The 23,228-nt window shown below is 60.8% G+C and carries 23 protein-coding genes; 7 read left to right on the forward strand and 16 right to left on the reverse strand.

What is annotated here, in order from left to right; genetic code table 11:
• Window positions 1-45: 45 nt before the first annotated feature.
• Genes WCY31_RS00155 through WCY31_RS00170 form a run of 4 tightly spaced genes read right to left on the reverse strand, consistent with a single transcriptional unit; the run spans window position 46 to window position 4,734 of the window.
• Window positions 46-837, reverse strand: a complete 792-nt coding sequence (locus WCY31_RS00155) for an inositol monophosphatase family protein (RefSeq protein ID WP_345972715.1) — start codon at window positions 835-837, stop codon at window positions 46-48.
• Entirely contained in the window at window positions 838-2,520 is a 1,683-nt protein-coding gene (gene pgm / locus WCY31_RS00160; protein ID WP_345972716.1) for a phosphoglucomutase (alpha-D-glucose-1,6-bisphosphate-dependent), read from the reverse strand.
• A 57-nt stretch (window positions 2,521-2,577) separates the two neighbouring features.
• Entirely contained in the window at window positions 2,578-4,464 is a 1,887-nt protein-coding gene (locus WCY31_RS00165; protein WP_345972717.1) for a mechanosensitive ion channel family protein, read from the reverse strand.
• A gap of 60 nt (window positions 4,465-4,524) precedes the next feature.
• Window positions 4,525-4,734 carry a hypothetical protein gene (locus WCY31_RS00170; RefSeq protein WP_345970209.1) on the reverse strand — a complete coding sequence of 70 codons (210 nt, stop codon included), beginning with the start codon at window positions 4,732-4,734 and terminating at the stop codon, window positions 4,525-4,527.
• A gap of 252 nt (window positions 4,735-4,986) precedes the next feature.
• On the opposite strand from WCY31_RS00170, the gene WCY31_RS00175 reads away from it, so the two are divergent.
• Both WCY31_RS00175 and WCY31_RS00180 read left to right on the forward strand, forming a co-directional pair.
• Window positions 4,987-7,083 (forward strand): TonB-dependent receptor, encoded by a 2,097-nt coding sequence (locus tag WCY31_RS00175; protein ID WP_345972718.1) that lies wholly within the window; start codon window positions 4,987-4,989, stop codon window positions 7,081-7,083.
• Between the two features lie 12 nt (window positions 7,084-7,095).
• Window positions 7,096-8,466, forward strand: a complete 1,371-nt coding sequence (locus WCY31_RS00180; RefSeq protein ID WP_345972719.1) for a 4Fe-4S binding protein — start codon at window positions 7,096-7,098, stop codon at window positions 8,464-8,466.
• Between the two features lie 15 nt (window positions 8,467-8,481).
• Here WCY31_RS00180 and WCY31_RS00185 read toward each other — a convergent pair whose 3' ends face one another.
• Window positions 8,482-9,174, reverse strand: coding sequence for a MerR family transcriptional regulator (locus tag WCY31_RS00185; protein WP_345972720.1), 693 nt, complete (start codon window positions 9,172-9,174; stop codon window positions 8,482-8,484).
• 91 nt (window positions 9,175-9,265) lie between these two features.
• On the opposite strand from WCY31_RS00185, the gene WCY31_RS00190 reads away from it, so the two are divergent.
• The 5 genes from WCY31_RS00190 to WCY31_RS00210 all read left to right on the forward strand — a co-directional run bounded on the left by WCY31_RS00190 (window position 9,266) and on the right by WCY31_RS00210 (window position 11,942).
• A complete protein-coding gene (locus tag WCY31_RS00190; protein WP_345972721.1) occupies window positions 9,266-9,778 on the forward strand; it encodes a YeeE/YedE thiosulfate transporter family protein in 513 nt (170 codons plus the stop codon).
• Window positions 9,775-10,374 carry a YeeE/YedE thiosulfate transporter family protein gene (locus WCY31_RS00195; RefSeq protein WP_345972722.1) on the forward strand — a complete coding sequence of 200 codons (600 nt, stop codon included), beginning with the start codon at window positions 9,775-9,777 and terminating at the stop codon, window positions 10,372-10,374. The genes WCY31_RS00190 and WCY31_RS00195 overlap by 4 nt, the downstream gene beginning before the upstream one ends.
• Before the next feature lie 48 nt (window positions 10,375-10,422).
• Entirely contained in the window at window positions 10,423-10,953 is a 531-nt protein-coding gene (locus WCY31_RS00200) for a carboxymuconolactone decarboxylase family protein (protein ID WP_345972723.1), read from the forward strand.
• A complete protein-coding gene (locus WCY31_RS00205) occupies window positions 10,950-11,396 on the forward strand; it encodes a DsrE family protein (RefSeq protein WP_345972724.1) in 447 nt (148 codons plus the stop codon). Before WCY31_RS00200 ends, WCY31_RS00205 begins: the two co-directional genes overlap by 4 nt.
• 135 nt (window positions 11,397-11,531) lie before the next feature.
• Window positions 11,532-11,942 carry a DUF1566 domain-containing protein gene (locus tag WCY31_RS00210; RefSeq protein ID WP_345972725.1) on the forward strand — a complete coding sequence of 137 codons (411 nt, stop codon included), beginning with the start codon at window positions 11,532-11,534 and terminating at the stop codon, window positions 11,940-11,942.
• A gap of 6 nt (window positions 11,943-11,948) precedes the next feature.
• Here the strand turns inward: WCY31_RS00210 and WCY31_RS00215 are convergent, their stop codons facing one another.
• The 11 genes from WCY31_RS00215 to WCY31_RS00265 all read right to left on the reverse strand — a co-directional run bounded on the left by WCY31_RS00215 (window position 11,949) and on the right by WCY31_RS00265 (window position 23,228).
• A complete protein-coding gene (locus tag WCY31_RS00215; RefSeq protein WP_345972726.1) occupies window positions 11,949-12,608 on the reverse strand; it encodes an EF-hand domain-containing protein in 660 nt (219 codons plus the stop codon).
• A 65-nt stretch (window positions 12,609-12,673) separates the two neighbouring features.
• Window positions 12,674-13,381 (reverse strand): pirin family protein, encoded by a 708-nt coding sequence (locus tag WCY31_RS00220; protein ID WP_345972727.1) that lies wholly within the window; start codon window positions 13,379-13,381, stop codon window positions 12,674-12,676.
• A gap of 116 nt (window positions 13,382-13,497) precedes the next feature.
• Entirely contained in the window at window positions 13,498-13,947 is a 450-nt protein-coding gene (locus WCY31_RS00225) for a MarR family transcriptional regulator (RefSeq protein ID WP_345972728.1), read from the reverse strand.
• A gap of 102 nt (window positions 13,948-14,049) precedes the next feature.
• Window positions 14,050-14,871 carry a DUF4405 domain-containing protein gene (locus WCY31_RS00230; RefSeq protein WP_345972729.1) on the reverse strand — a complete coding sequence of 274 codons (822 nt, stop codon included), beginning with the start codon at window positions 14,869-14,871 and terminating at the stop codon, window positions 14,050-14,052.
• A gap of 32 nt (window positions 14,872-14,903) precedes the next feature.
• Window positions 14,904-15,341 carry a heme-binding domain-containing protein gene (locus WCY31_RS00235; RefSeq protein ID WP_345972730.1) on the reverse strand — a complete coding sequence of 146 codons (438 nt, stop codon included), beginning with the start codon at window positions 15,339-15,341 and terminating at the stop codon, window positions 14,904-14,906.
• Window positions 15,342-15,353: 12 nt separating this feature from the next.
• Entirely contained in the window at window positions 15,354-18,425 is a 3,072-nt protein-coding gene (locus WCY31_RS00240) for a CusA/CzcA family heavy metal efflux RND transporter (protein ID WP_345972731.1), read from the reverse strand.
• A complete protein-coding gene (locus tag WCY31_RS00245; RefSeq protein ID WP_345970225.1) occupies window positions 18,422-19,468 on the reverse strand; it encodes an efflux RND transporter periplasmic adaptor subunit in 1,047 nt (348 codons plus the stop codon). Before WCY31_RS00245 ends, WCY31_RS00240 begins: the two co-directional genes overlap by 4 nt.
• Window positions 19,465-20,652: a TolC family protein gene (locus tag WCY31_RS00250; RefSeq protein WP_345972732.1), complete on the reverse strand. Its 1,188-nt coding sequence runs from the start codon at window positions 20,650-20,652 to the stop codon at window positions 19,465-19,467. The genes WCY31_RS00245 and WCY31_RS00250 overlap by 4 nt, the downstream gene beginning before the upstream one ends.
• Window positions 20,653-20,727: 75 nt before the next feature.
• Window positions 20,728-21,033, reverse strand: a complete 306-nt coding sequence (locus WCY31_RS00255) for a hypothetical protein (protein WP_345970227.1) — start codon at window positions 21,031-21,033, stop codon at window positions 20,728-20,730.
• A 62-nt stretch (window positions 21,034-21,095) separates the two neighbouring features.
• Window positions 21,096-22,361, reverse strand: coding sequence for a DUF2202 domain-containing protein (locus WCY31_RS00260; RefSeq protein WP_345972733.1), 1,266 nt, complete (start codon window positions 22,359-22,361; stop codon window positions 21,096-21,098).
• Between the two features lie 72 nt (window positions 22,362-22,433).
• The gene (locus WCY31_RS00265) at window positions 22,434-23,228 is read right to left on the reverse strand and encodes a class I SAM-dependent methyltransferase (protein ID WP_345972734.1); all 795 of its coding nucleotides are present in this window, start codon (window positions 23,226-23,228) and stop codon (window positions 22,434-22,436) included.

Raw genomic sequence — 23,228 nt, forward strand, 5'->3', positions numbered from 1 at the left:
GGCCGGCTCCTGGGTTGGTATAGTGTCATTGTAGCGCAAACGCGGCTACGTTGCGGGCGCCTCTCCCAGTTTTGCCACCAGCGCATCGTGGATCTTCCCGTTGGTTGCGACGATGATGCGCCGCTCCAGGGTGTAGGGCTCCCCGTCCTCGCGGCTTACCGCCCCGCCGGCTTCGAGAACGATCAGGATCCCCGCCGCGACGTCCCACGGTTTGAGGTTGATCTCGTAAAAGCCCGCGAAGGTGCCTTTGGCCGTGTAGCAGAGGTCCAGGGCCGCGGAGCCGAGGCGGCGGATGTCGCGGGTAAAGGGGAGCATGCTGCGCATGGTGCGCAGCACCCACTCGTAGTCGCCGCCCTGCTCGATCTTGGTGTAGGGGAAACCTGTCGCAATCAGTGCCCGCGGCAGGCTGTCGGCTTCGGCGTCGACACGGATGGGTTCGCCGTTGAGCGTGGCCCCCTTGCCCTTTTCGGCATAGAAGAGCTCCTCGAGGACGGGATTGTAGACGCAGCCGGCCACGGGCTGCTGATCCTCCCAGATGCCGATGGAGATGGCGCAGAAGGGGATGCCGTGCACGAAGTTCGTCGTGCCGTCGATGGGGTCGATGTAGATCGCCTTTTCAGGGTAGGTGATCGTTGCGCTGCTCTCCTCGCCGACAAGGGTATGGTCGGGGAAGGCCTCGGCGAGCCTGGCTTTGAGCAGCTCCTCGACGGCGACGTCGTACTGGGTGACGAGGTCGATGTCGCTCTTGTAGCGCACCTCTTTGGGGGCGTGGTACCCCTTCAGGAAGAGGCTGCCCGCCTCCTGGGCGATGGCTTTCAGTTGGTCGTAGCGCGGCATCTATCGGGCGAAGAAATCCGAGAGGATCGCCTGGGCCTCCTCCTGGATCCTTTTAAGGTGGGTTTCGGAGATAAAACTTTCGGCGTAGATCTTGTAGATGTCCTCCGTGCCCGACGGGCGCATGGCGGCCCAGCCGTTTTCGGTGACGAGCTTCAGCCCGCCCAGGGCGGCGTCGTTGCCGGGGGCGTTGCTGAAACGCTGCACGATCGGCTCGCCGGCGAGGGTGTCGGCGGTGATGTCCTCGGGTGTGATCGCTTTGAGTTTCGCTTTCTGTTCCGGGTCCGCGACGGCGTCGATGCGGGCATAGAAGGATTGCCCGAACTCCGCTTCGAAGCCTTCGTAGATGGCCCCGGGGTCTTTGCCGGTGACGGCGCGGATCTCGGCGGCCAGGAGGTTCATGATGATGCCGTCCTTGTCCGTGCTCCACGGGGTCGAATCCATCCGCAGGAAGCTCGCCCCCGCGCTCTCTTCGCCGCCGAAGGCGAGGTCGCCGCCGTAGAGGCCGCCGACGAACCATTTGAAGCCGACGGGGACCTCATAGAGTTTCGCACCGAGGCTTTTTGCAATGCGGTCGATCATCGAGCTCGAGACGGCCGTTTTGCCGATGCCCATGTCGGTGTCTTTCCATGCTTTGCCTTCGATGAAGGGGATAAAAGAGAGCACGCCTTTTTTCCGGCGGTGGGTGAAGAGGTACCAGATGGCGACGCTGAGGTAGTGGTTGGGGTTCATGAGCCCGCTGTGGGGCGTGACGATGCCGTGGCGGTCGGCGTCGGCGTCGTTGCCGAAGGCGATGTCGTACTTGTCGCGCAGTTTGATCATGGAGGCCATGGCGTAGGGCGACGAGCAGTCCATGCGGATCTTGCCGTCGTGGTCCAGGGTCATAAACGCAAAGCGGGGGTCGACCTTTTCGTTGACAAGGAGGAGGTTCAGGCCGAGCAGCTTGTTGATCTTGCGGTAGACCGGCAGGGCCGTCCCGCCCATCGGGTCGACGCCGATGCGCAGTTTCGCCGCCTTGATGGCCTCGATGTCGACGATCTGCGGCAGGGCCTCGACGTAGGGGGTGATGAAGTCATAGGTCTGCACGTATTCGCCGGACATCGCCGTCTCGAGGCTGAGGGCGTGCACCGCTTCGAGGCGGTGTTCGAGGATCTCGTTGGCCCGTTGCTCGATCACGGCGGTGACATCGGTGTCCGCGGGGCCGCCGTTGGGGGTGTTGTACTTGAAGCCGCCGTCGGTGGGCGGGTTGTGCGACGGGGTGATGACGATGCCGTCGGCTTTTTCCGTATGGGTCTTGTTGTATTCGAGGATGGTGAAGGAGAGTACCGGCGTCGGGGTGAAGACATCCTCCCCGGCGATGCAGACCTGCACCTCGTTGGCGGCGCAGACGCGGATGGCGGTCATCTGGGCCGGGTCGGAGAGGGCGTGGGTGTCGCGGCCGATAAAGAGCGGCCCGGTAATGCCCGCACTTTTGCGGTATTCGCAGACGGCCTGGGTAATGGCGAGAATGTGCTCTTCGTTGAAACTGGCCTTGAGGGAGTTGCCCCGGTGGCCGGAGGTCCCGAATGCGACCCGCTGCGTCGGTTCGGCCGGGTCGGGTTTGAGCTCATAGTATCGGGCGATCAGATCGGTCAGGTCGATCAACTGTGCATCGGTAGCCTGGGTGCCGGCTTCGGGGTGGGCCATAATCATTCTCCTCGGGCATGGTTGCCCATATTATAGTCCCTTTTTTGTTGGCGGGGGTTATTTTTCCGGTTGATTTTTGAACATCGGCGCCACGCTGTCGCGAATGTTATCTTGGTCAAAGTAGAGCGACTGCGACGGGAAGGCGAATGCGAGACCGTTCGCGTCGAGGATCTCCCAGATCTTGAAGATGATCTCCTGTTTGATCCGGAGCCACTCCTCCCAGTCGACGGTGTTGGTGAAGGTATAGATGAGGATGTCCATCGACGAGGCGGAGAGCTCATCGAGGTAGACCATCAGGCTCGTCTTGATGCCGAACTTGTCCTCGACGGAGATGAGGCGCTTTTCGCGTTTTTTTAGCCGGTTGTACATCTCGGTGTCATACTCGCCCGGGACGACGGTATCGGGGTGCTCCAGGAGCATCTGGCGGATTTCGTCGATCGCCTTGGCCAGCGCTGCGCGGTCCGAACCGTAGGTGACGCCGATATGCATCTTGATACGGCGGCCGACCTTGCGGCGGTTGTAGTTTTTCAGCGGGACGTTGGCGAGTTTTTCGTTCGGCACCGTGATGAGCGCGTTGTCGAAGGTGCGGATATCGGTACTGATGAAGCCGATCTCGACGACGGTCCCTTCGACGTCTCCTGCCTGAATCCAGTCCCCCTGGGAGAAGGAGTTGTCCGAGAGGATCTTGAGCAGACCGAAGAAGTTGCTGAGCGTATCCTTCGCCGCCAGGGCGACCGCCAGGCCGCCGATGCCCAGCGAAGCGACGAGGCCGGTAATATTGACGCCGATATGCACCAGGAAGAAAAGAACGGCGGTGATGATGATGGCGATCTTGATGATCGAGAGGATGAGGTTGACCAGTTCGCTGCGCATCTGCCGGTTCTTGAGCCCGGTGCGCTGATGCAGGAAGTGGTAGAAGAAGTTGTCGACCAGCCGGATGACGATGTAACTGAAGGCCGCCAGGTAGACGAAGTAGAAGAGGGTGCTCTCATCCTGGGAGCTGCTCGGATGCTGCAGGATCTCCAGACCGACCTGCAGGCCGTAGGCGAGGATAATGATGAAGAGCGGGCGGCGGATGCTCTCGATGTTGTTGAGCATCATCTCGTCCGTCAGGTCCTCCTTGCGGGTGATGAGGTGTTGCATCAGCCGGTAGACGCGGTAGTAGAGCAGCGCGGCGACGAGCCAGGCGAGCAGCAGGCTGGCCGCAAAGAGCGTGAGGCGGCCGACGTCGGTGTTGACGTAGCGCAGACCCGTGTTGATCTCGGCGGCCACGGCGTTGTCGTTGAGGAGGGCGAGCAGGCTGTCGAGTTTGATGCGCTGCAGCAGCGAGCGATACTGGAGGCTCTGGGGATGAAGTTGGAGGTAGTCCAGCAGCTCCTTGTAGAAAAGGTAGTGGGTCTGCAGTGCCGCTGCGTTCTGGCGCAGGGCATCGGCGATCTCCCCCTCCTCACTCACCTCTGCGGCGGCATGGACATCGGCCTCCACGCCGATCGCCTGAAGCTGGTTGATCTCGTCGCGGACCCGTGCACTCAGCGCCTCCGTATCGAGGGTGGTCCACTCCGCCGCGAGGGAGGCGAAAAAGACAAAGATGCGCTGCTGCAGCTTTAGCGTCTGCACGGCGAGGCGGTCGCGGGTTTCGGCCAGGCTGTTCCCCTGTTCGCGGTTGACGCGGATCTTGGCGGAGAGCCGGTAGAGCTGCGCATCCGCTTCGGAGGGGTGGAAAAAGGGGTTGACGGGGTTTTCAACGCTGTAGGGGGCCGCTTTCAGCGCCGAGATTAAAGCGGCAAAGGCGTCGAGTTTTGCGTCAACCCCCGCCGCTTCCGAGGCATTCGTATCGCTGCGCGGCGCGTAAAGCTCCGCTTCGACGGAGAGGACCTGCTGCCAGAACGGTTCGGCCGCGACGAGCTGAAGGCCGAGCAGCATCAGGACAAAAAAATGTTTCATGCGTATCCCCCTGTTTGATGACGACAGTATAGCGTCCGGGGGTTAAACCGCAGGAAGGGCCTAGTCGAGCCCCAGCTCCTTGAGCAGCGGGTCGAATTTCGAGGAGAGGCCGACGAGGGCGTCATACAGCAGGCCGAAACCCTTGTCTTCGGCGATCCACTCTTCGACGAGTTTCACGCCGTCGCTCTTTTCGGCATCGCTGAGTTCCGGGGAGGCGGCAATATTGTCGCGGATCGCTTCGAGATGTTCGCGGTTTTTATGGCTGGGCATGATCGTCTCCTGTATGGGTGGTTTTAATAATCATAGCGTGAATAGCGTTAAATCTCTACCGTTTCGGGGCAAACACGATTTACGATCACATAAACCTTAATCGTTTCAAAAAATTGGATGATGCGCATTAAAAAGATTTATTTTAATCAAAAAGAATAAATGTCGTTAAATCCCCCCTGGCAGGGCCTTTCTCACTTAACACTTAGGTAACACTCTTCTAATAATATTATGTATTATATTTAAGGAGTGTGTATGAAAAAGGGGCTTTTATTAAGTATCCCGGCGGCACTCACGACGCTGATGGGAGCGGATACCTACTCCCTGGACGCCGTGAGTGTCACCGCGACAAAATTCGAACGTGAAACCAAAGAGGTGCCGCAGAGCGTCGCTGTCGTCGACAACGAGGAGATCGAAGAGCGCAACGTACTCAACGTCAAAGATGCCATTGAAACGATCCCGGGGGTCATCACGATGAGCAAAAACAACGGCTACGACAGCCGGCTCATTATCCGAGGCGCGGGGCTGAAAGCGCGCTACGGCATCCGGGAGATCATGGTCATGCGCGACGGGGTCCCGATGACGGACCCGGACAGTTTCACGCGGATGGACTTTATCGACGTTGACGACATGGAGAGCGTCGAGGTCTTCAAAGGGCCGGGTTCGATCTACGCGGCCAATGCCAGCGGCGGGGTCGTCTTTATCAAGTCCAAATCCGTTTTCGATACGGACAACAACCGTGTTAAGATCGGGTACGGCACCTATGACACCCTCAATGCCAACGTCAAGGGCTCCTTTGCGATCGACGAGAGCAACTATGTCGGCGTCAGCGTCTCCCGTCGCCAGTCCAGCAACAACTGGCGCGACTGGAACGAGTTCGATACGACCCAGGCGAGCCTGAAATACGGCCACCTCTTCGAGGATGACGCTTCGCTGCAGATGGAGTTTGCCTATACCGAAGCGAACCTGCAGCTGCCCCAGTCTCTCAGCGCCGACGAATTCGCCGCCTTCAAAGAGACGGGGGAGACGACGAACACCAACGGCGCGTGGCAGCAGAGCGGCCGCTACTCCGATACCTACTTCTTCAACGTGCAGTACGAGAAGAGCTTCGGCGACCTGACCTTCAAACCGCAGGCGTATTTCACGAAGTGGGGACACTACCACCCGGTTACGGGGCTGATCAACGATGCCCCGGACAACTACGTCGTCGGGACGGACCTCGCTTTTGATGCGAAACATACGCTTTTTAATCGCGACGCCTCCCTCGTCTTCGGCCTGACGGCGCGCAGCGACATCCGCGACAACAGCAAGAAGTACACCTACCGCGACACCATCGACGTCCCGGGACCGAGCACGCGTATTATCAAAGTCACCTCCGATGCGAAAGGGGATCTGGCCGGGGTCGAAGACGGTACGAGCACGCTTTACGGCTTTTACGTGCAGGAGACCTTCGCGCCCGCGGAGCGGCTGCTCGTGGACGTGGGGCTGCGGTACGACCACCTCTCCTTCGATATCGACGGGACGGAGTACCTGGCCTACGACTATGCTGACGGCAACTACACAACAGGCGAGGGCGACTACAGCGTCACCGAGTCCTACGATCTCTTGTCGCCGAAAGTCGGCGCGACGTTCGCGCTCACGGAGACGCTCAACGTTTACGGCCTCATCGCCGCGGCGAACCAGGCGCCGACGGACAGCGAAGTGCGGGCCAACCTCACCTACGGCAGTTCTCCGTCGCTCAAAGCCTCGCTGTCGGTCAACTACGAGATCGGTATGAAGCAGCGCAGCCGCGACTGGAGCATGGATCTGTCGCTCTACTATAATGCCGTGCGCGACGAGATCGTGGCGGTTAAGGGGGCCGACAATACGACCTATTACACCAATGCGGGCAAAACGAAACGCATCGGGGCGGAGCTCAGTCTCGATTACCTCGTCAACGACGTGGTGGACGTCGGTGCCAACGGCGCATGGTTTGATTACAGCTATAGCGATTACGTCGACGGCGGGGTGGATTATTCCGGTAACAGGCAGCGCTACATCCCCGATTACCAGTATTCGCTCTTTGCCGGATACCATGACGGCAGCCTCTCCGCGCGCATCGAGGGGATCAGCTACGGTCCTTTCTACATGGACGACCTCAATACGGAGAAGTACGACGGCTTTACGCTGGTCACGAACCTGAGCCTTGCCTACACCTCCGGGCACCACCGTTACCAGTTCAACGTCAACAACCTCTTCGACCAGCGCTACGCGACGGAAGTGGATAAAACGACCGGCTACGGCGGCCCGAAGTACTACTACACGCCGGGCATGCCGCAGTTCGCGATGCTGACCTATACCTATACGTTCTAAAAGGAGGAGCAGATGGTCGATCATATGACGCGGAGGAGAAACGACCTGCTGGGCTGGCCGCTGGTAGCGGCTCTGTTTAAAAACAGGCGCGTACTTTTCATCGTGCGGACGGCGGCTGCGCTGCTTTTCGTCTCCGCGATAGGGTTCGGCCTGCGCTATCCGGCCGTGGCGGAGAACCCCTATACCACGGCCGTTTTCTGGTCGCTGTTCTGGCCCTTTTTCATGATCGTCAGCATCGTGCTGATCGGGCCGGGATTCTGCGGGGTCTGCCCCCACGGGGTGATCGGCCGTTTCTTTTCGAAAATCGGTGCGCAAAAGGAGGCGCCGGCGTGGCTGAAGCATCGCGGCATCGGGCTGGGCATCCTGATCGCGGCCTACTGGGTGCCGGTCTACCTTTTTCCGGGCGCGCTTAAGACCCCATGGGTCGCCGCGGCACTCTTTGCCGGGCTGACGCTGCTGGCACTCTTCGTCTTCTCCCGTTACAAGGATATGGCCTACTGCACCTACCTCTGCCCGATCGGCAGCGTGACCAAAAGCTACGGGAAACTGGGGGCGGTCCGTTTGCAGACCTACCGCGACGCCTGCGACTCGTGCACGACCTTTGACTGCGCGAAAGCCTGTGAGACAGGGTTGCAGCCCTACCTCTTCGAGAAGAAAAACTCCATGCGCGACTGTACGCTCTGCATGGATTGCGCGCAGGCTTGCGAGGCGGTATCACTGCAGCTGGTGAAACCTTCCAAAGGGATGTTCGGCGAGGTCAACGACCGCCACACCATCCACACCTATGTTTATATCCTGCTGCTGGCGATCATTACCATCACCATGCATTTCCACCACGGGCTCGGGCATTCGCCGGTAAAGACGCAGACACCGTGGTACGCGGCGGGGCAGTGGCTCGCATCGTTCCTGCCCGCGGGCGTGGACTGGGTCGGTTTTGCGGCACTCGTCATGGCGCTGGGCGTCACCGGCGCGCTCGTGCTCGGCGGCTATGCCGTCGCCGCGGCGCTGGCGAACAAGCCCTTTAAGAGCTTCCTGCACCGCAACAGCTACGCCCTGGCCCCGATGATGATCATCGGGTCGCTCTCGCACGTGGGGTCGTTCTTCTTCCTGGAGTACGCCTCCGACCTCGCCAACGCCTGGTACTGGTTGACCGGTAGTACGGAGACGATGAAGCCGCTGGCCTCCATGCGCGACGGCTGGGTCCACCTCTTCTCGCTTTTCGGCTATGTCGGGGCCCTCTGGAGCGCCGTCATCCTCTACAGCCGCCTGGGCATGTACGAGTTTTCCACGGCCAAACGTCTGGCGGCCTTTGCCGCTTCGGGGGCGACGATCTGGTTCTATATCGGGCTGCTGGTGCTCTCAGTGGTAGTCAGGAGTCACTGACCGGGGCTGAAAACCTTATGAACGCGTCTCGTCCGCGTTGAGCTCCGCTTTCAGGGCGGAGACGAAGACCTTGTAGGTGTTCCGGTCGAAGAGGTAGGGCTTGGCGGCAAAGAGGGTCTCGAAGAGGATCTTCCACAGCGTCGAGAAGTTGTCGTCCGTCCGGGCGTTGCAGAGGCTTTGCTGCATCTGCCGCTCGAGGACGGCGAGTCCTCTGGCGTGTTCGGCGTAGGCTTTGAGGATGTCGGGGGCGACCCCGACGCTCTCGAAGGCGGCGACCAGGTTGACGATGGCCGCGTCTTTATGGGTGAAGTCCGCCTCCCCCGTCGGCAGGAGGATGCCCGTCTCCATCAGCCGCCGAACGACGGCGGCGTCCAGCTCGAACGCCTCGACAAACTCCGCCTCCGTATAGTGTTCCGCGTCGGCGGGGACACGGCTGAGGGTATTCATCAGCGGTTCGATCATCGACAACGAGCTCGAAAGCGACCGGTTCGGGTTGCCCAGCGCCGCCTTGATCTGCTCGATGCTGCTTCCCACCTCCTCTTTCATATACCGGATGTAGCGCAGCCGCTCCACATGTTCGTCGTTATAGCGGTGGACGTTGGGTTTGAGCTTTCGCGCCTCGGGCAGCAGCCCCTCTTTGATGTAGTAGAGGATGGTCGATTTGGGCACTCCGGTCTTGGCGACGACTTCCGAGATCTTATACTCCACCGTGTTCCTTGTTCAAGAAAGTTTAAGCATTATAGCATAGAATTCAAAACGTAAAGTATAACTTGACGATTTACAAAACAAGGGGGTCATTATGCCTCGTACAATACCTTGGTGGGCCGGCGGCATCCTGATGAGCCTGCTCTTCTTTTTCACCTTTTCCGAATGGGGAGCGGGGCGGCCGATCGGCGCCTCGACGGGCATGGCCTATCTCTCCGAGGTGCTGTTCGGCCTTGATGCCGACAGGCATGAATACACGGCCCTGATCGAGACGTCGGGCGCCTGGGAGGGGGTGATGCTGATCGGCGTCTTTTTCGGCGGCCTCTTCATGTCGCTCTTCGTGACGAAGACCTTTCACATCAGCACCATCCCGACGCTGTGGAAAGCGCGCAAAAACAGCTCGGTCCCTTCACGGATGGCCTGGAGTTTTATTGCCGGTTTCCTCCTCGTCTACGGGGCGCGGCTCGCCGGCGGCTGCAACGCGGGGCATATCCTCTCGGGGGGGAGCCAGACCGCCGTCAGCGGGATGATCTTTACCGTCGTCGCCCTGGGCACCGGGATGATCACCGGCCGCTTCTTCTATAAACGGAAAAAGAGCTGCGCATGACGGAGCGCATCACCCATATGTTCGACGTTGTCGCGGCGCAGGGGCACGGTTCCGTCTGGACGGTGCTCTTCATCGGCTTCTGTTTCGGGGCGGTTATCCTCTGGTCCCGGCTCGACAAGTTCGAGAAAATGGCGGGCTTTATGATCTTCGAGGACACCCTGGCACCCCGCATGGCAATGATGACAGTAGCCCTTTCGGGTGTAGGCTTTTATGCGCTCGTACAGGGCGGCGTTGCGGAGTACCAGGTGAAACCGACCCTGCTGGGCGGGCTGCTGGTCGGCGCGGTGCTGTTCGGCATGGGGCTCGTGATCCTCGGTAAATGCCCCTCGGCCTTTTTCGTCTCCGTCTCCGAAGGGCGCGTCGATGCGCTGGTGGGTGTGATCGGCGGCATGGTCGGCGGCGCGGTGTTCACCCTCACCTTCCCCCGGATCAAGCAGCTCATGGGGCCGGACCTGGGAGCCATCCGGCTCAGCGACGTGCTGGGCGGCTATGAACTGACCATAGTACTGCTGCTGAGCCTGACGCTTTTCGTCGTCGCCCTGCTGATCCCGACCGTCGACTACCACGATCCGGCCGATGAGAACCCAAAGCGTTAAGTGCGACTTAACGCTTTTTCAACTAGAATTGTCGCAAAGGAGAAGAAGATGGCATACATAGCACTACCCGAATTCGAGGAGATGTCCCCGGCAATCCAGGAGAAGGCGCGCCCCATCCTGGAGAAGACAGGCAGCCTCGGCGAGATTTTCAAACTGCTGGCACTGGACGAGAAGGTCTATTTCGCCACCGACATGATGGTGCAGAACTTCCTGCTGGAGCCGACGGAGCTCTCCTATGACGTCAAAGAGGCGATCGCCCTGCTCATCTCCAAGGAGAACAGCTGCAAGATGTGCGTCGACGTGCACAAAAACATCGCGAAGATGCTGGGACTGAGCGAGGACCGCATCACCCAGATCCTCGAGGGGATCGATAGCATCAGCACCGATGAGAAAGAGAAGGCGCTGCTGCGCTTCTGCGTCCGCGCGTCGAAGAAAGACAACTACAAGATGCAGCAGGAGGATATCGACGCCCTCAAGACGCTGGGCTACAGCGACGTGCAGATCATCGAAGCCGTCGCGATCACCGGGTATTTCAACTACATCAATACCCTCTCCAACGTTTTCGGTCTGGGGCAGTGAAACGGTTCCCGGCCCTTCTGGCGCTTCTGGCCGTCCTGGCATCGGCCCAGGAGTACAAGGCCGTTTTCGACTGTAGCTCTTCGAACCCGCGCTATATCCTTTCGCGATTCAACCTCATTGAGAAGACCAAACAGATGATCGAGGCGCAGGGCGATACGGTCCGTTTCGCCGTGACGATGCACGGCGGCTGCGCGAAGGTGGCGTCCGAGAGCGCCGATTACCTCGTCCCCGAGGAGGAGGTGCTCTATATCACGAAAGCGCAGGAGAGTCTTGAACGCCTCTCCAAAGCCAAAGAGGTGGAGCTGGTCGTCTGCGCCATCGCTTTGGAGGGCAACGGGATCGACCGCGAAGACGTGCTGCCCTACCTGCGCATTTCGAAAAACAGCTACATCGACACCATCGCTTACCAGAACCAAGGCTACGCCCTGATGCCGCTGAAGTAGCGGCGGTGTTTATTAAGCGTTCGCACAATCCATTTAAGATTTGATGTGTAAAAGCGACCCCGTGAGAGAGGACGGGCGCGTCTCCCGGCATCGGCAGGCGAAGGTCTGCCGCGCCGGCCAAGAAAAGGAGGGTAAATGATTCGAGTGCTTTTTCTGTTGCTCGCGGTTTCGGCGCTGGCCTGGGCGGGCTGGAAGCGCAGCGGTGACACGGTCATCGATACGACGGCAAAACTGCAGTGGCAGGATAATGCCATGGCGGCCAAGAAAGATACGGTCTGGAAAGATGCGCGCAGCTACTGCGCGAACCTGGAGCTTGAGGGGTTCCGTGATTGGCGGTTGCCGACGCGGGCGGAACTCGAAACGCTCCGCAAAGCTACTGCCGCCAAGAAGGTGGGGTTGAAAAACACGGTCTCCAACGCCTACTGGACATCGGAGATCTACCGCAAAATGCCCGTGAATGCCTGGGCTGTCTACTGGGGGAACGGCCACATGTTCGATACGGACCGCTGCGACGAAGCGCATGTGCGCTGCGTCCGCAAGCGCTGACGTGTCTTAGCGGTTCGGGCCGCCCATTCCGCCACCGCTGCATTTCATCCCTTTGCCCATTCCCTGGCCACCGGGGCGCTGCTGCATCTGGTTCATCTGGTGGTTTTTGAATTCGGTGGGATCGATTGTACCGTCCCCGTTGGTATCGACGTCGCCGAAGGCGGGTGCATTGGCGGCGTTACGCATCATCTTGCCGCTTTCGGCCTGCTTGGCCATCCGCGCCTGCTGGGCGTTCTCGAACTCGGTCTGGGTGATCGCACCGTCGCCGTTTGCGTCAAAGTCGTTGAAGGAGGACATCATTCTGCCCTGCATTCCGCTTTGCATACCGCCCGACATTTTGTTCTGGGCTTTGCCCATGCCCTGACCCATACCGGCGGGACGCTGCTGCATCCGGTTCATCTGATGGTTTCTGAATTCGGCGGGATCGATCATGCCGTCCCCGTTGGCATCGATGTCGCCGAAGGCGGGTGCATTGGCGGCGTTACGCATCATCTTGCCGCTTTCGGCCTGCTTGGCCATCCGCGCCTGCTGGGTGTTTTCGAACTCGGTCTGGCTGATCATGCCGTCGCCGTTCGCGTCAAAATCGTTGAATGAGGACATCATTCCCTGTGCGGCGAACAGGGTTCCTCCGAGCAGCAGTGCCGCCGCGAGACTCATACGTTTCATCTAATTCTCCTTTGGGTGCGTTCTAGTAATAATGATACTCCAATGTGAGTAAACCGTGAGTCACTTCACAGCGGCACGTCGAAAAGGAGGACCTTCGCGTCGTGCACGGCAACGAGATCATGGACATTGTCATCCATTATCTGCAGTTCGTCCCGGGCACCGAGGCGCAGTTCCTCCACGGTGACCTCCCCCTCGATGACAAAGAGCAGCCGGGCGTGACCCGGTGCGACCGTCGGCAGCGCCAGGGTCCGGCCCGCATCGATGTCGCTGACATGAATGGCGGCGTCCTGCTTAATGCGGATCGAATTCTCCCGGCCGTCACCGCTGACGAGGAGGGTCCAGCGGTTGGGGTGATAAAAGGCGTTGAAATCGCGCTGTTCGTACCGGGGGCTGCCGCCCTCCTCGTCGGGGTATATCCAGATCTGGAAGAGGGCGGTCTTTTCCGTTTCGGAGGCGAATTCGGAGTGGGCGATGCCCGCGCCCGCGCTCATGTACTGGATCTCCCCGGCGCGGATGACGCCCGCGTTCCCTACGGAGTCGCGGTGCTTCAGCGCGCCTTGCGTGACGATGGAGACGATCTCCATATTGCGGTGAGGGTGGGTGCCGAACCCCTGCCCGGCTTCAATGACGTCGTCGTTGATCACCCGCAGGGCCCCGAAACCCATCCGTGTGGGGTTGTAGTAGTCGGCAAACGAAAAACTAAAGCGGCTGTGAAGCCATCCGTGTTCGGCGACGCCCCTATCAGAGGCGCGGTGGACAAACATTCTTGACATAATGGTCTCCTTTGAATTTATTTCGGCAAAAAGCGCCGGCAGCGGCAGAAACAGCATCTGAAGAAATGTGCGGCGTTTCATGGCATTCTCCGGTGTTGACGCGTCGGGCAAAGGTCCTATTGCGCTTTTTCCAGCTTGCGCAGCAGGCGCGACAGGGTATGAAGCTCTTCGGTCTCCAGCGCGGCACCGTACCACGCCGCCAGGTTGCGGACGTGCTCCGGGAAGTGGGCCGCGATCAGGCTCTGCCCCGCTTCGGTGATCTCCACCATGCGGATGCGCCGGTCCGTTTCGCTTGGGTAGACTCGGACCCACCCTTTGCTTTCAAGGTTCTTGATGACGACGGTGATGTTGCCCGGCGTACTGAGGATCAGTTCGGTGATCTGGCCGACCCGCAGCGTACCGAGATGGTAAAGGGCTTCGAGAATGGCGAACTGCGCCATCGTCATCCCCTGGTCGGCGATGGTCGCCGTCTCCTTCGCACGGAGCTTGTTGAAGGCGCGCGACAGTTCGATATGCGTCCGCAGTACGGCGTCTTCGAGCGTACCGTAGTGTTGTGTGCGTTTCATGGCGTCTCCTTTACAGAGCGTATAGGAGCATTATATTACTAATTAGTAATAATGTCAACGGCGACCGCTGCAATGCAAAGCGTTCCCCCCGGGGAGGAGGGTTTACGGCAGGGCTTGCAGGGTTTCGAAGAGGGTGTAGGGGGTGGTTCCGAGCTGTCCGGCGGCGTCGCGCATGGTGGTCTGCGGTGTGGCGATGACGCCCTGCTCTTCGAGATAGGCGAGCGCCTTTTCCAGGTCGATATGCCCCGCCTCGGCGAGCGATCCGATGCTTCTGCGTCCCATACCGCTGAGCGGCGCGACGCTCTGCTGCGCCTGCGCGCGCGGCAGCATGGTGTCATAGACCTTCTGCGCGGAGACGCCGTTTTCAACCGCAATCTGCTCCAGGGTCTGCTGGCCGTTTTTCGCACGGAAACCGGCGTCGCGCAGCCGCTTGAGCGCCGTAGGCGTATCGATACCGTTCTGGGGCGCGAGGAGGGCGACGGTGGCCTCTTCGGCATGGCCGAACGGCGGGGCGCCTACCTGCCGTTCCCAGTAATCCTTGATCGCCGTATTGAGGTTGACGATGCTCTGCATCGGCGGCAGGTGGAACATGGTGGCACCGACGAAAAAGAGGTTGAGCAGTACGGCGGCGAGGAACTCTTTTTTCAGCGGGTTCAGACGGTGCGCATGGGTCTTGAGGTAACTGACCAGCGGTTTCCAGTTGTAGTAGATGTGCCAGACACCGGCGGTCAGAAAGAGGAACATCGAGGTGATGTGCAAGTCGGTGTATTGGGTCTTGCTCAGTCCCAGCAGCGTCCAGTCGGTCCAGAACGCGATCTTCCCTTTCGGGGTGAAAAAGAGCATGATGCCCGTGTAGCTCATCACGAGAAACGAAAGCCCGAGGGTCAGCGAGACCGTTTTTTTGAGCGAGAATTTATCTTCCATTGGTTGTCCCTTTTGCGCGCTAGGCGCGCGGTTCAATGTCCGTGTTTTTCGGTGCCGAACGTTGCCTTCAGTCCGGCGATCAGCGCTGTTTTTTCCTCCGGAGTGAGTCGCGCCTCTGGGTGGGTCGGCAGGTAGACGAGCGGTGGCATCTCATTCTCTTCGACCTCTTCCGCGGCTTCATCGCCGTCGTTTTTCTTCTGCACGCCCCAGAGGGAGACGTTGAAATGTTCACGCCCCTCTTCAACATCGTGGGCGACGAGCCAGGAGACGGGGGCGACGTGGCTGTACCAGGGCCAGACGGTTTCATTGGAGTGGCAGTCGGCACAGGCGCGCTTAAAGAGCGTGCGGGTCTGCGGCGTGTCCCACGCCGGTTCGGCCACAACCGGAGGATTAGTATGGTCGTGGCCGAAGGGAATGATCTGGATGGCCGTGACGAAAGCCAGGGCACCGATAAGCAGTTCCGTTTTCATCAACATTCCTTTTCACACAGTATATTGTAACTCTTTCTTCGCTTCGATCCGCCGGTAGAGGATCGGCAGGATGATCAGGGTAAGCAGGGTCGAGCTGATTAGCCCGGTGATCACAACGACGGCGAGGGGCTTCTGGATTTCCGAACCGGGACCGGTGGCAAAGAGCATCGGCACCAGCCCGAAGGCGGCGATGAGCGCCGTCATCAGGACCGGGCGAAGGCGCCGTCTGGCCCCCTCGATCACCGCGTTCTCCAGGGGCATCGTTTTGATCAGTTCGTTGAAATAGCTGACCATAACGACCCCGTTGAGTACGGCGATCCCCAGCAGGGCGATAAAGCCGACCGATGCCGGGACGGAGAGGTAGTGGCCGCTCGCCATCAGTCCCGCGATCCCCCCTGTCAACGCCAAAGGGATCATCGCGAAGACGGCCGCGGCCTGCCGCAGGGAGCGGAAGGTGAAGAAGAGGATCATAAAGATCACCGCCAGGGCGATGGGCACGACGACGGAGAGGCGCGCCATGGTGCGCTGCTGGTTTTTGAACTCCCCGCCGTACTCGAGGCGGTACCCTGCCGGGAGGGCCACCTCCTGCTCGATTTTCGCGGCGATCGACGCCACGTAGGTCGTGAGGTCTGTCCCGCTGACGTTGGTCTGGATGGAGACGAAGCGCTGGGCTCCCTCGTGCTTGATCTCGACGCTCCCCTCCGTGCGCTCAATGTGCGCGATATTGGAGAAGGCGATGCGCTCGCCCGCCGGGGTCGTGAGGTAGATCGACGAGAGCGGCAGGTCGTTTTGCGCGTAATCGCCGCGGATGAGGATGGAGAACTGCTTCATCCCTTCGTAGATCTTGCCCGCCTCGGCGCCCATCACGGCGATGGCGAGGATCTGCGCCGCTTCGTCAAGGTTGAGGCCGTACTTGGTGAGCTGTTTCTTGTCGAACACGACCTGTTGGTAGCTGACCCCCTCGTTCTGGCGCATGTAGACGTCCTCGCTCCCCTCGGTCGATTTCAGAAGGTCGGCGATATTCGTCCCCAGGGTGTTGAGGGTCTCGATGTCGTCGCCGAAGAGCTTGACGACGACGTCGCCGCGCGCACCGGTGAGCATCTCGGAGGTGCGCATCTCGATGGGCTGGGTGAAGCCGTACTCGATCCCGGTGATCCCTTCAAGCACCGTGCGCATCTGCGCGCGGAGCCAGTCGGTGTCGGGTTTACGCCACTCGGACTTGGGATGCAGCACGAGGAAGGTATCGGTGTCGTTTAGCCCCATGGGGTCGAGTCCGATTTCGTCCGAGCCGCTGCGGGAGATGATGGATTTGATCTCGGGCACCGCGGCCATGAGCTGCTGCTGGATCTGGGTGTTGAGCATGATCCCCGCCGGGATATTGATGGCGGGGTCGGACTCGACACCGATGACGATATTGCCTTCGTCCATCGTCGGCATAAAGGTCTTGCCGACGCTGCCGAACATGTAAACGGAGAGCGGCACGAGCAGCACCAGCAGGAGGTAGATCGGTTTTTCGAACCGGAAGGCGCGGATGAGCGTCGGGATGTAGATCTCCTCGAGCTTGCGCACGAGCCAGGTCGGTTCGTCGTGGGCCTTTTTGATGCTCATCCCGGCAATGACGGGGATGAGGTAGAGGGCGAAGAGGATGGAGGAGGCGAGGGTAAAGACGATGCTCAGCGCCACCGGGGCGAAGAGTTTGCCCTCGAGCCCCTGCAGCATCAGCAGCGGCGAGAAGATCGTGATAATGATGACGACGCCCGAGACGATGGGGAGGCTCACCTCTTTGGCCGCCAAGTAGATAAGGCGGCTGCGCGGTTCATGGGCGTATTTGGGGTGCCCCAGCCAGGCGACGATGTTTTCGACCATAACGACGGCGGAGTCGACGATCATCCCGATGGCGATGGCGATCCCGCCGAGGCTCATCAGGTTGGCGCTGATGCCGAAGAGGTGCATCAGGATGAAGGCGCTCAGAATCGCCATCGGCAGGATCAGCGCAACCGTGAGCGCGGAGATGATGTCGCCGAGCATCAGCAGCAGGATGACGATGATGAGCACGACGGCTTCCATCAGTGCCTTTTGGACGGTGTTGACGGCTTTGCCGACGAGATCGCTGCGGTCATAGAAGACGTCCAGCTTCGTGCCCTCGGGCAGGTTCTTTTCCAGGGCGGCCAGGCGCGTTTTGACGGCGGACACGGTGCGGGAGGCGTCGGCGCCTTTGAGGCCGAGCACGAGCCCTTCGACCGCTTCGCCTTTGCCATTCTTGGTGACGTAACCGTATCGGGTGACGGCCCCGACGCTGACATCGGCGACGTCGCCGACGTAGACGGTGCTGCCCTCGCGCTGGGCGAGGACGAGCTCTCGGATGCTTTCGATGCCGGTCTGTTTCCCCAGCACGCGGACGATCATCGCTTCGTCGCCCTGCTCGATCCGTCCGGCGCCGTAGTTGGCGTTGTTGCGTTCGATCACCTCGATGAGTTGGGAGACGGGGATGCCGTAGGCGGAGAGGCGGGCAAAATCGGGCTTGACGATGAAGCTTTTCACGAGGCCGCCCAGCGCATTGACGTCGGCGACGCCGGGAACGCTGCGCAGGGCCGGACGGATCGTCCAGTCAAGCAGGGTACGCTTCTCCATCAGGCTGAGGGTCTCGGACTCGATCGTGAACATCAGGATCTCGCCCAGCGGAGTTGTAATGGGGGCGATGCCCCCGCCGATGTTCTCGGGAAGCTCCTTCTTGACGGCCGTAAAACGCTGGTAGACGCGGTCGCGGGCCCAGTAGAGGTCGGTCCCCTCCTCAAAGTCGATCGTGATGTCGGCCAGCGCGTACTTGGAGATGGAGCGGACCATCGTCTGGTGGGGGATGCCCTGCATCTCCAGTTCGACGGGGATGGTGATCTGCTGCTCCACTTCGCTCGGGGTCATGCCCGGGGCCTTGATGATGATCTTCACCTGGGTCGAGGAGACGTCGGGGAAGGCGTCGATGACGAGCTTCCCGTAGGAGAGCACACCGTAGACGGCGACGGCGGCGGCCAGCAGGAGGATGATGATGCGCTGCGAGAGCGCGAAACGCAGCAACGCGTCCATCATTCACCCCCGGCGGCGGCGCTGCGCAGCGCCAGCACGGAGGAGGCGGCAACGCGGTCCTCCGCGCTCAAAGCGCCGGTGACGTAGCAGAACCCCTCGCGGCGCGAAAGCACGGTGACGGCGAGCGGTTCGAAGCCGTCACTGCGCTTGGCGAAGACGACGCTGCGTCCGTCGAGCTCGGTAACGGAAGCGGCCGGCACTTTCCACGCCTTCGCGGTGCGCGAGAGCGCGATGTTCATACTGGCGCCGCCCCGTTCGCCGCATTCGTCGCCCTCGTGAAGGTCGATGGTGCGGGTCTGCGAGACGGGGTCGATCTGCGGCGCCTTGGCGAAGACCGTGAAGTGCTTGCCGTCGGCGCTCAGCTTCTCCCCCAGGGCGAGGGTATCGGCGGTCTCCCACGGCATGTCGATCTCGAAGTGGCACTCCGTCGTGTCGATAAGCTGCGCCAGGACGGCGCCTTCGGCAACGTAACCGCCCTTTTGCGCGTTCATCGAGGCGATGCTTCCCGTCGCCGGGGCGGAAATGGTCAGGACCGGGTCGGGCTTGTGCTGCGCGGCAATGCGCTTGAGCTGCGAAGGTGTCAGGCCGTAGGCGAGCAGGACGTCGCGCTGGAAAGCGGCAGAGGCGTCGAGTTTCTGACGACGGTTGCGGCTCTCGGTCAGCTGCTTGGAGGCGACGACCCCTTTGCTCGCCAGCGGCTCGAGGCGTTTGACCTCTTTGTCGTAGTACTCCAGCTCCAGCAGGGTCGCGATGTACTCAGACTGCATATCAAGGAGTTTCGGGCTTTTGAGCGTAAAAAGCGTCTGCCCTTTTTTCACATGGGCAAAGGGTTTGACGGCGACGCGGGTCACGAACCCGTCGGTGTTGGCGCTGACGGTAAAGCGGGATGCGGGCGGATAGGTGTAGGTGCCGAGGTAGTTGCCGAGGGGGAGCTGTTCCTGGGCTTTGGGCGCGCTCAGGGCTACCTGCAGAGTGCCGGGGTCGATCCGGTCGGCCGCGGCGAGCGGCAGCATGAGGGTGAAGAGTATGGGCATAATGTATTTCATTTTTTATCCTTGGTAGCGGGGGTGATGCCGAGATCGGCAAAGAGGCCTGCTTCGGCCTTCAGCGCATTCGCGCGGAGCTGGACCCCCTCCATGAGCAGGGCGAAGAGCATCTTCTGGCTGTCGATGTATTCGAGGTAGCTCGCCTCGGAGCCCATAAAGCGCTCCTCCAGCAAAACGGTCGTCTCGTATGCCTCGGGGATCATCTCGTCGTTCAGCCGTTTCAGGTTCTGCTGCCGGGTCTGCTGGGCCGCGTTAAACGCGGCGACCCGTGCGGCGAGCTCGCTGCGCATGGCGCGCAGTTCGGCGCCGGCGGCGAGGGCGTCGCGGTGGGCGGCCTCGCGGTCGTTGGCGCGGCGGCTTCCCAGGCCGAGGGGGAGGGAGACGTGGAGGTTGGCGCGCTGAACGTCCATCTCGTCGTCATAGCCCGCGGCGAGCGTTACCTCCTGCAGCCAGCTGTTGCGATAGGAAGCGAGGGCTTTCGCACTGCCGTGGCGGTTTTCGAGCTGCCGCAGCAGCGGGGCGTCGGCGAGCAGGGTCTCCGGGGGGAGGGCGATGGTGTCGGGGAGGTCGTGGCACAGCAGGCTCTCGGCTTCCGTCTGCGCCGTGGAGCTCAGGAGGCGGAAGCTCTCTTCGTAGCGGCTGTTGAGGTCGTCGATCTGCAGGGTCAGGGTTTCGACGTTCAGCCGGCTGCGCAGCCAGGCGCTGCGGTCGAACTCGCCCCCTTCCATCCCGGTGCGGATCAGTGTCTCCATCTGCACACCGCGGGTTTTGGCGTCTTCGAGCAGCCAGAGCTCCTCTTGGAGGGTGCAGGCATCGATATAGTAGGCATAGACGCGGTTTTGCAGGCGTGCCGTTTCAAGTGCGGCGGTCATCTCGCTGCCGGTGCCGAAGAGCCGTTCCAGTCTGCCGGTATCGGCGGTGCGGAAAGGTTTTTCAACGCTGACGTGGTACTCCATGGCATTTTTTGACATGGACTTGGCGTCGGCATAGCCCGCCTGCGCGTTGAGGGCGGGACCGTCGGTCAGGAGTTCGCTGCGCCGCTGCAGGCTGTTCGCCTGCGCGGCGAACTGCCGCGCCTTCGCTGCGTCGGAGTGCGCGGCGGCATCGAGGAACTCCTGCAGTGAGACCGGGGCCGCCGAGAGCGACACGGCGGCACAGAGGGCCAGAAGTCGTAGGGGTGTCATTTATGTTACCTTTTATGTGGGCCGGCACAAGAGGGTGCGTGCCCATGGGAATTTTAAAGTGTGTCGGAAAAAAAGTTAGGCTAAAGGGGGCTTGGAGGGGACGGGTGAAATATAGGAGTGGAGCTGCTGCGCTGCGGTGTGGCTCCGGAGGGCAACGGGCCGGTCGGCGGCGGGAAGGGGCGATGCCTCCGGGATGCTCATCAGGGAGTGGATGTGTTCGTGGATCTTGGTGGGCAGATCAAGCGCGCCGGTGCTGCTTTGCGCGAGGCAAAGTTCGTATTGGGTGTCGGTATCCACATCCGCCATGACGTAGTCGTGGACCACGAAGAAGGAGAAGGCCGACAGCAGAACCGAGAGCAGGAGCTGGCGCAGTGTTTTCATTTCGCAGGATTCTAGCCAAACAAGCCTGTCCAAAACTGAAGATTCGCACTTAGGCAAAATCTTTAGGCCCCGCCTCCACCGCGGGTATCGGGGTACGCTTCGGGCGTTTTGCAGAAGGTCTCGCCGAGCACGCAGCACCCTTCCGATACGCCGAGCACTTTGAGGGCGCCGTCAAAGGCCCAGTAGTGGTTGTAGCTGCCTTTGCGCAGGGTGGTAAAGGTCGCGGCAAGGTCATCGGCCTCCGCCGCCGCTGCCAGAGCGATATTGACATTAAGGTCATTGACGTCGGTGACTTCGACCATGCAGCCCGTCTCCAGGGCGTCCCGGTCGCTTTGCACACCCTTGGCGTAGAGTTCGTCATAGAGGGATTGGACAGCGGCGTTGGGGAAGATGCCTGAACCGTAGGCCTGCAGCTCTTCCGCGCTGTAGTGCGCATGCTCGCCGTCGATATCGGTGATATTGATGTCGTAGGCCTGCAGCAGGCTTGCGATAGCGGCCTGGTGCTGGCTCTCGGACATCATTGCGATATTGTAGAACTCCCTGTGCGGCCATTCCGCGTGCAAAGCGAGGTAGAGCTCTTTGGCCATCTTCTCCTCGTTCCACATAAACGCCAGCGTCCCTCTGAGGGTACTGTTGAGCTCGGAGAGCAGCGGCGTGCCGTCACCTTCGCCAAGCTGTCGGTTCATCGCGTCGGCTTCGGCCTGGGTCATCGTCTGCAGCCCGAGCTCGTTTCTGACGAGGTAGCGTTCGCGCTTCGTGGCGTTGAACTCTCCTGAGCCGTACTCTCCGATCCGCGCGGCGATCTGCGCTTGCAGGCTCTGCATGATTTTCAGCGTCAGGGTGGAGGGGTCGCTGACGTTGTGCTCGACACAGTATTTGTAGAGCTCGTCGCTGATGGCGGCAATGGTGCTGTCGCCGGAGGGCGTCGCATTGTAAAGGCGCGTTTCGCTCAGGTTGAAATCGTTCTGCAGCATTGTCGCGATCTGAGCCTTGTGCGCCAGGGAGGAGACGAGGGTGAGGGCGAGTCCCTGCGGCGTCTGCAGTTTCAGTTCCGGCGCGGGGAGGTCGCCGGCGTCGATCATGCCGTTGCGGTTGATGTCGATGACACCCCCCAGGCTGGTGACGGGGTAGACCGGATCATTGGCGAAGCGATAGCGGCCGCCTGAGAGCATCGTCGCCTGTTGTCCCGAGGCATCGGTGACAAGCGCGTAGAGCATCGGGCCGCGTTCGGCGGTGACCTCGGTCGCGCTGCCGCCGCTGGCGCTGCCGCAGCCGCCGAGCCAGAGGGCCGCGGCTCCGGCGCAAAAAGCATAAACGAGGGGTTTCATGTGCAATCCTTGGAAGCTGAAATCGTCGTGCCAGTGTACGCAAAGAGTGTTAGGGGTGTGTTAGACAGCGCCTCAGCGCGCCGTCTCCCAGGCCACGAAGGCCCAGTTGAAAGGGCGGGGGTGCCGGTTGGTTTTGGAGACGACCTTGTCGTAGTAGTGGTGCGCCTTCTCCTCCTCGTCGCCGGTGAGGCTGCCGAGGCTCCAGCGCAGGGAGGTGACGAAGGCCTCGGCGCTGCCGCTGTTGATGCTGCCCTGTTCGGTCTCGATGTAGTCGATGCGCGGCAGCAGCCCTTTTTGGTAGAGGATCAGCGGAATATACCAGAAATCGGGCTTCGGGGTGATCTGCCTGCCGATGAACTCGAGGATCTCCAGATCGACGTAGCTGCCGCCGGCCTTGTAGGTGAGGTAGCAGGCCTTTGCGGCGTGGCGCGTCATTTTTGAGAGGGCAGTTTCGATGTCGCTGACTTCCAGGCTGCGCGACGCGACGGCGATGTCAGCCTCGGGCAGCGCGCTCCAGTCATCTTCCCAGCTCAGTTGGTACGTCTCGATGTTGGTGATCCCTTCGCGTTCGGCGTAGAGGCGCAGCTGTTCGAGCATCTGTTCGGCGTAGTCAACGGCGATGACCTTCTTGACCTTTTTGGCCAGGGCGAGGGCCAGGGTGCCCGGGCCGCAGCCGATATCGAGTACGACGTCGTCGGGGTCCAGTTCCATCTTGGAGAGGAAGGTGTCGACGTAGGGGCTGTTGACCATGCGCGGCGCCATGTCCGCGGCCTTGGCGTTCCATTCGTCCGCACTTTTGCCTTTGAAGTCGGTAGCGAGTTTGTGGGCCTTGTACATCCCGGCGAAATCGATGGGGTCTAAAAACAT

Source organism: Sulfurimonas sp. HSL3-1 (assembly GCF_039645995.1).
GTDB lineage: Bacteria > Campylobacterota > Campylobacteria > Campylobacterales > Sulfurimonadaceae > Thiomicrolovo > Thiomicrolovo diazotrophicus.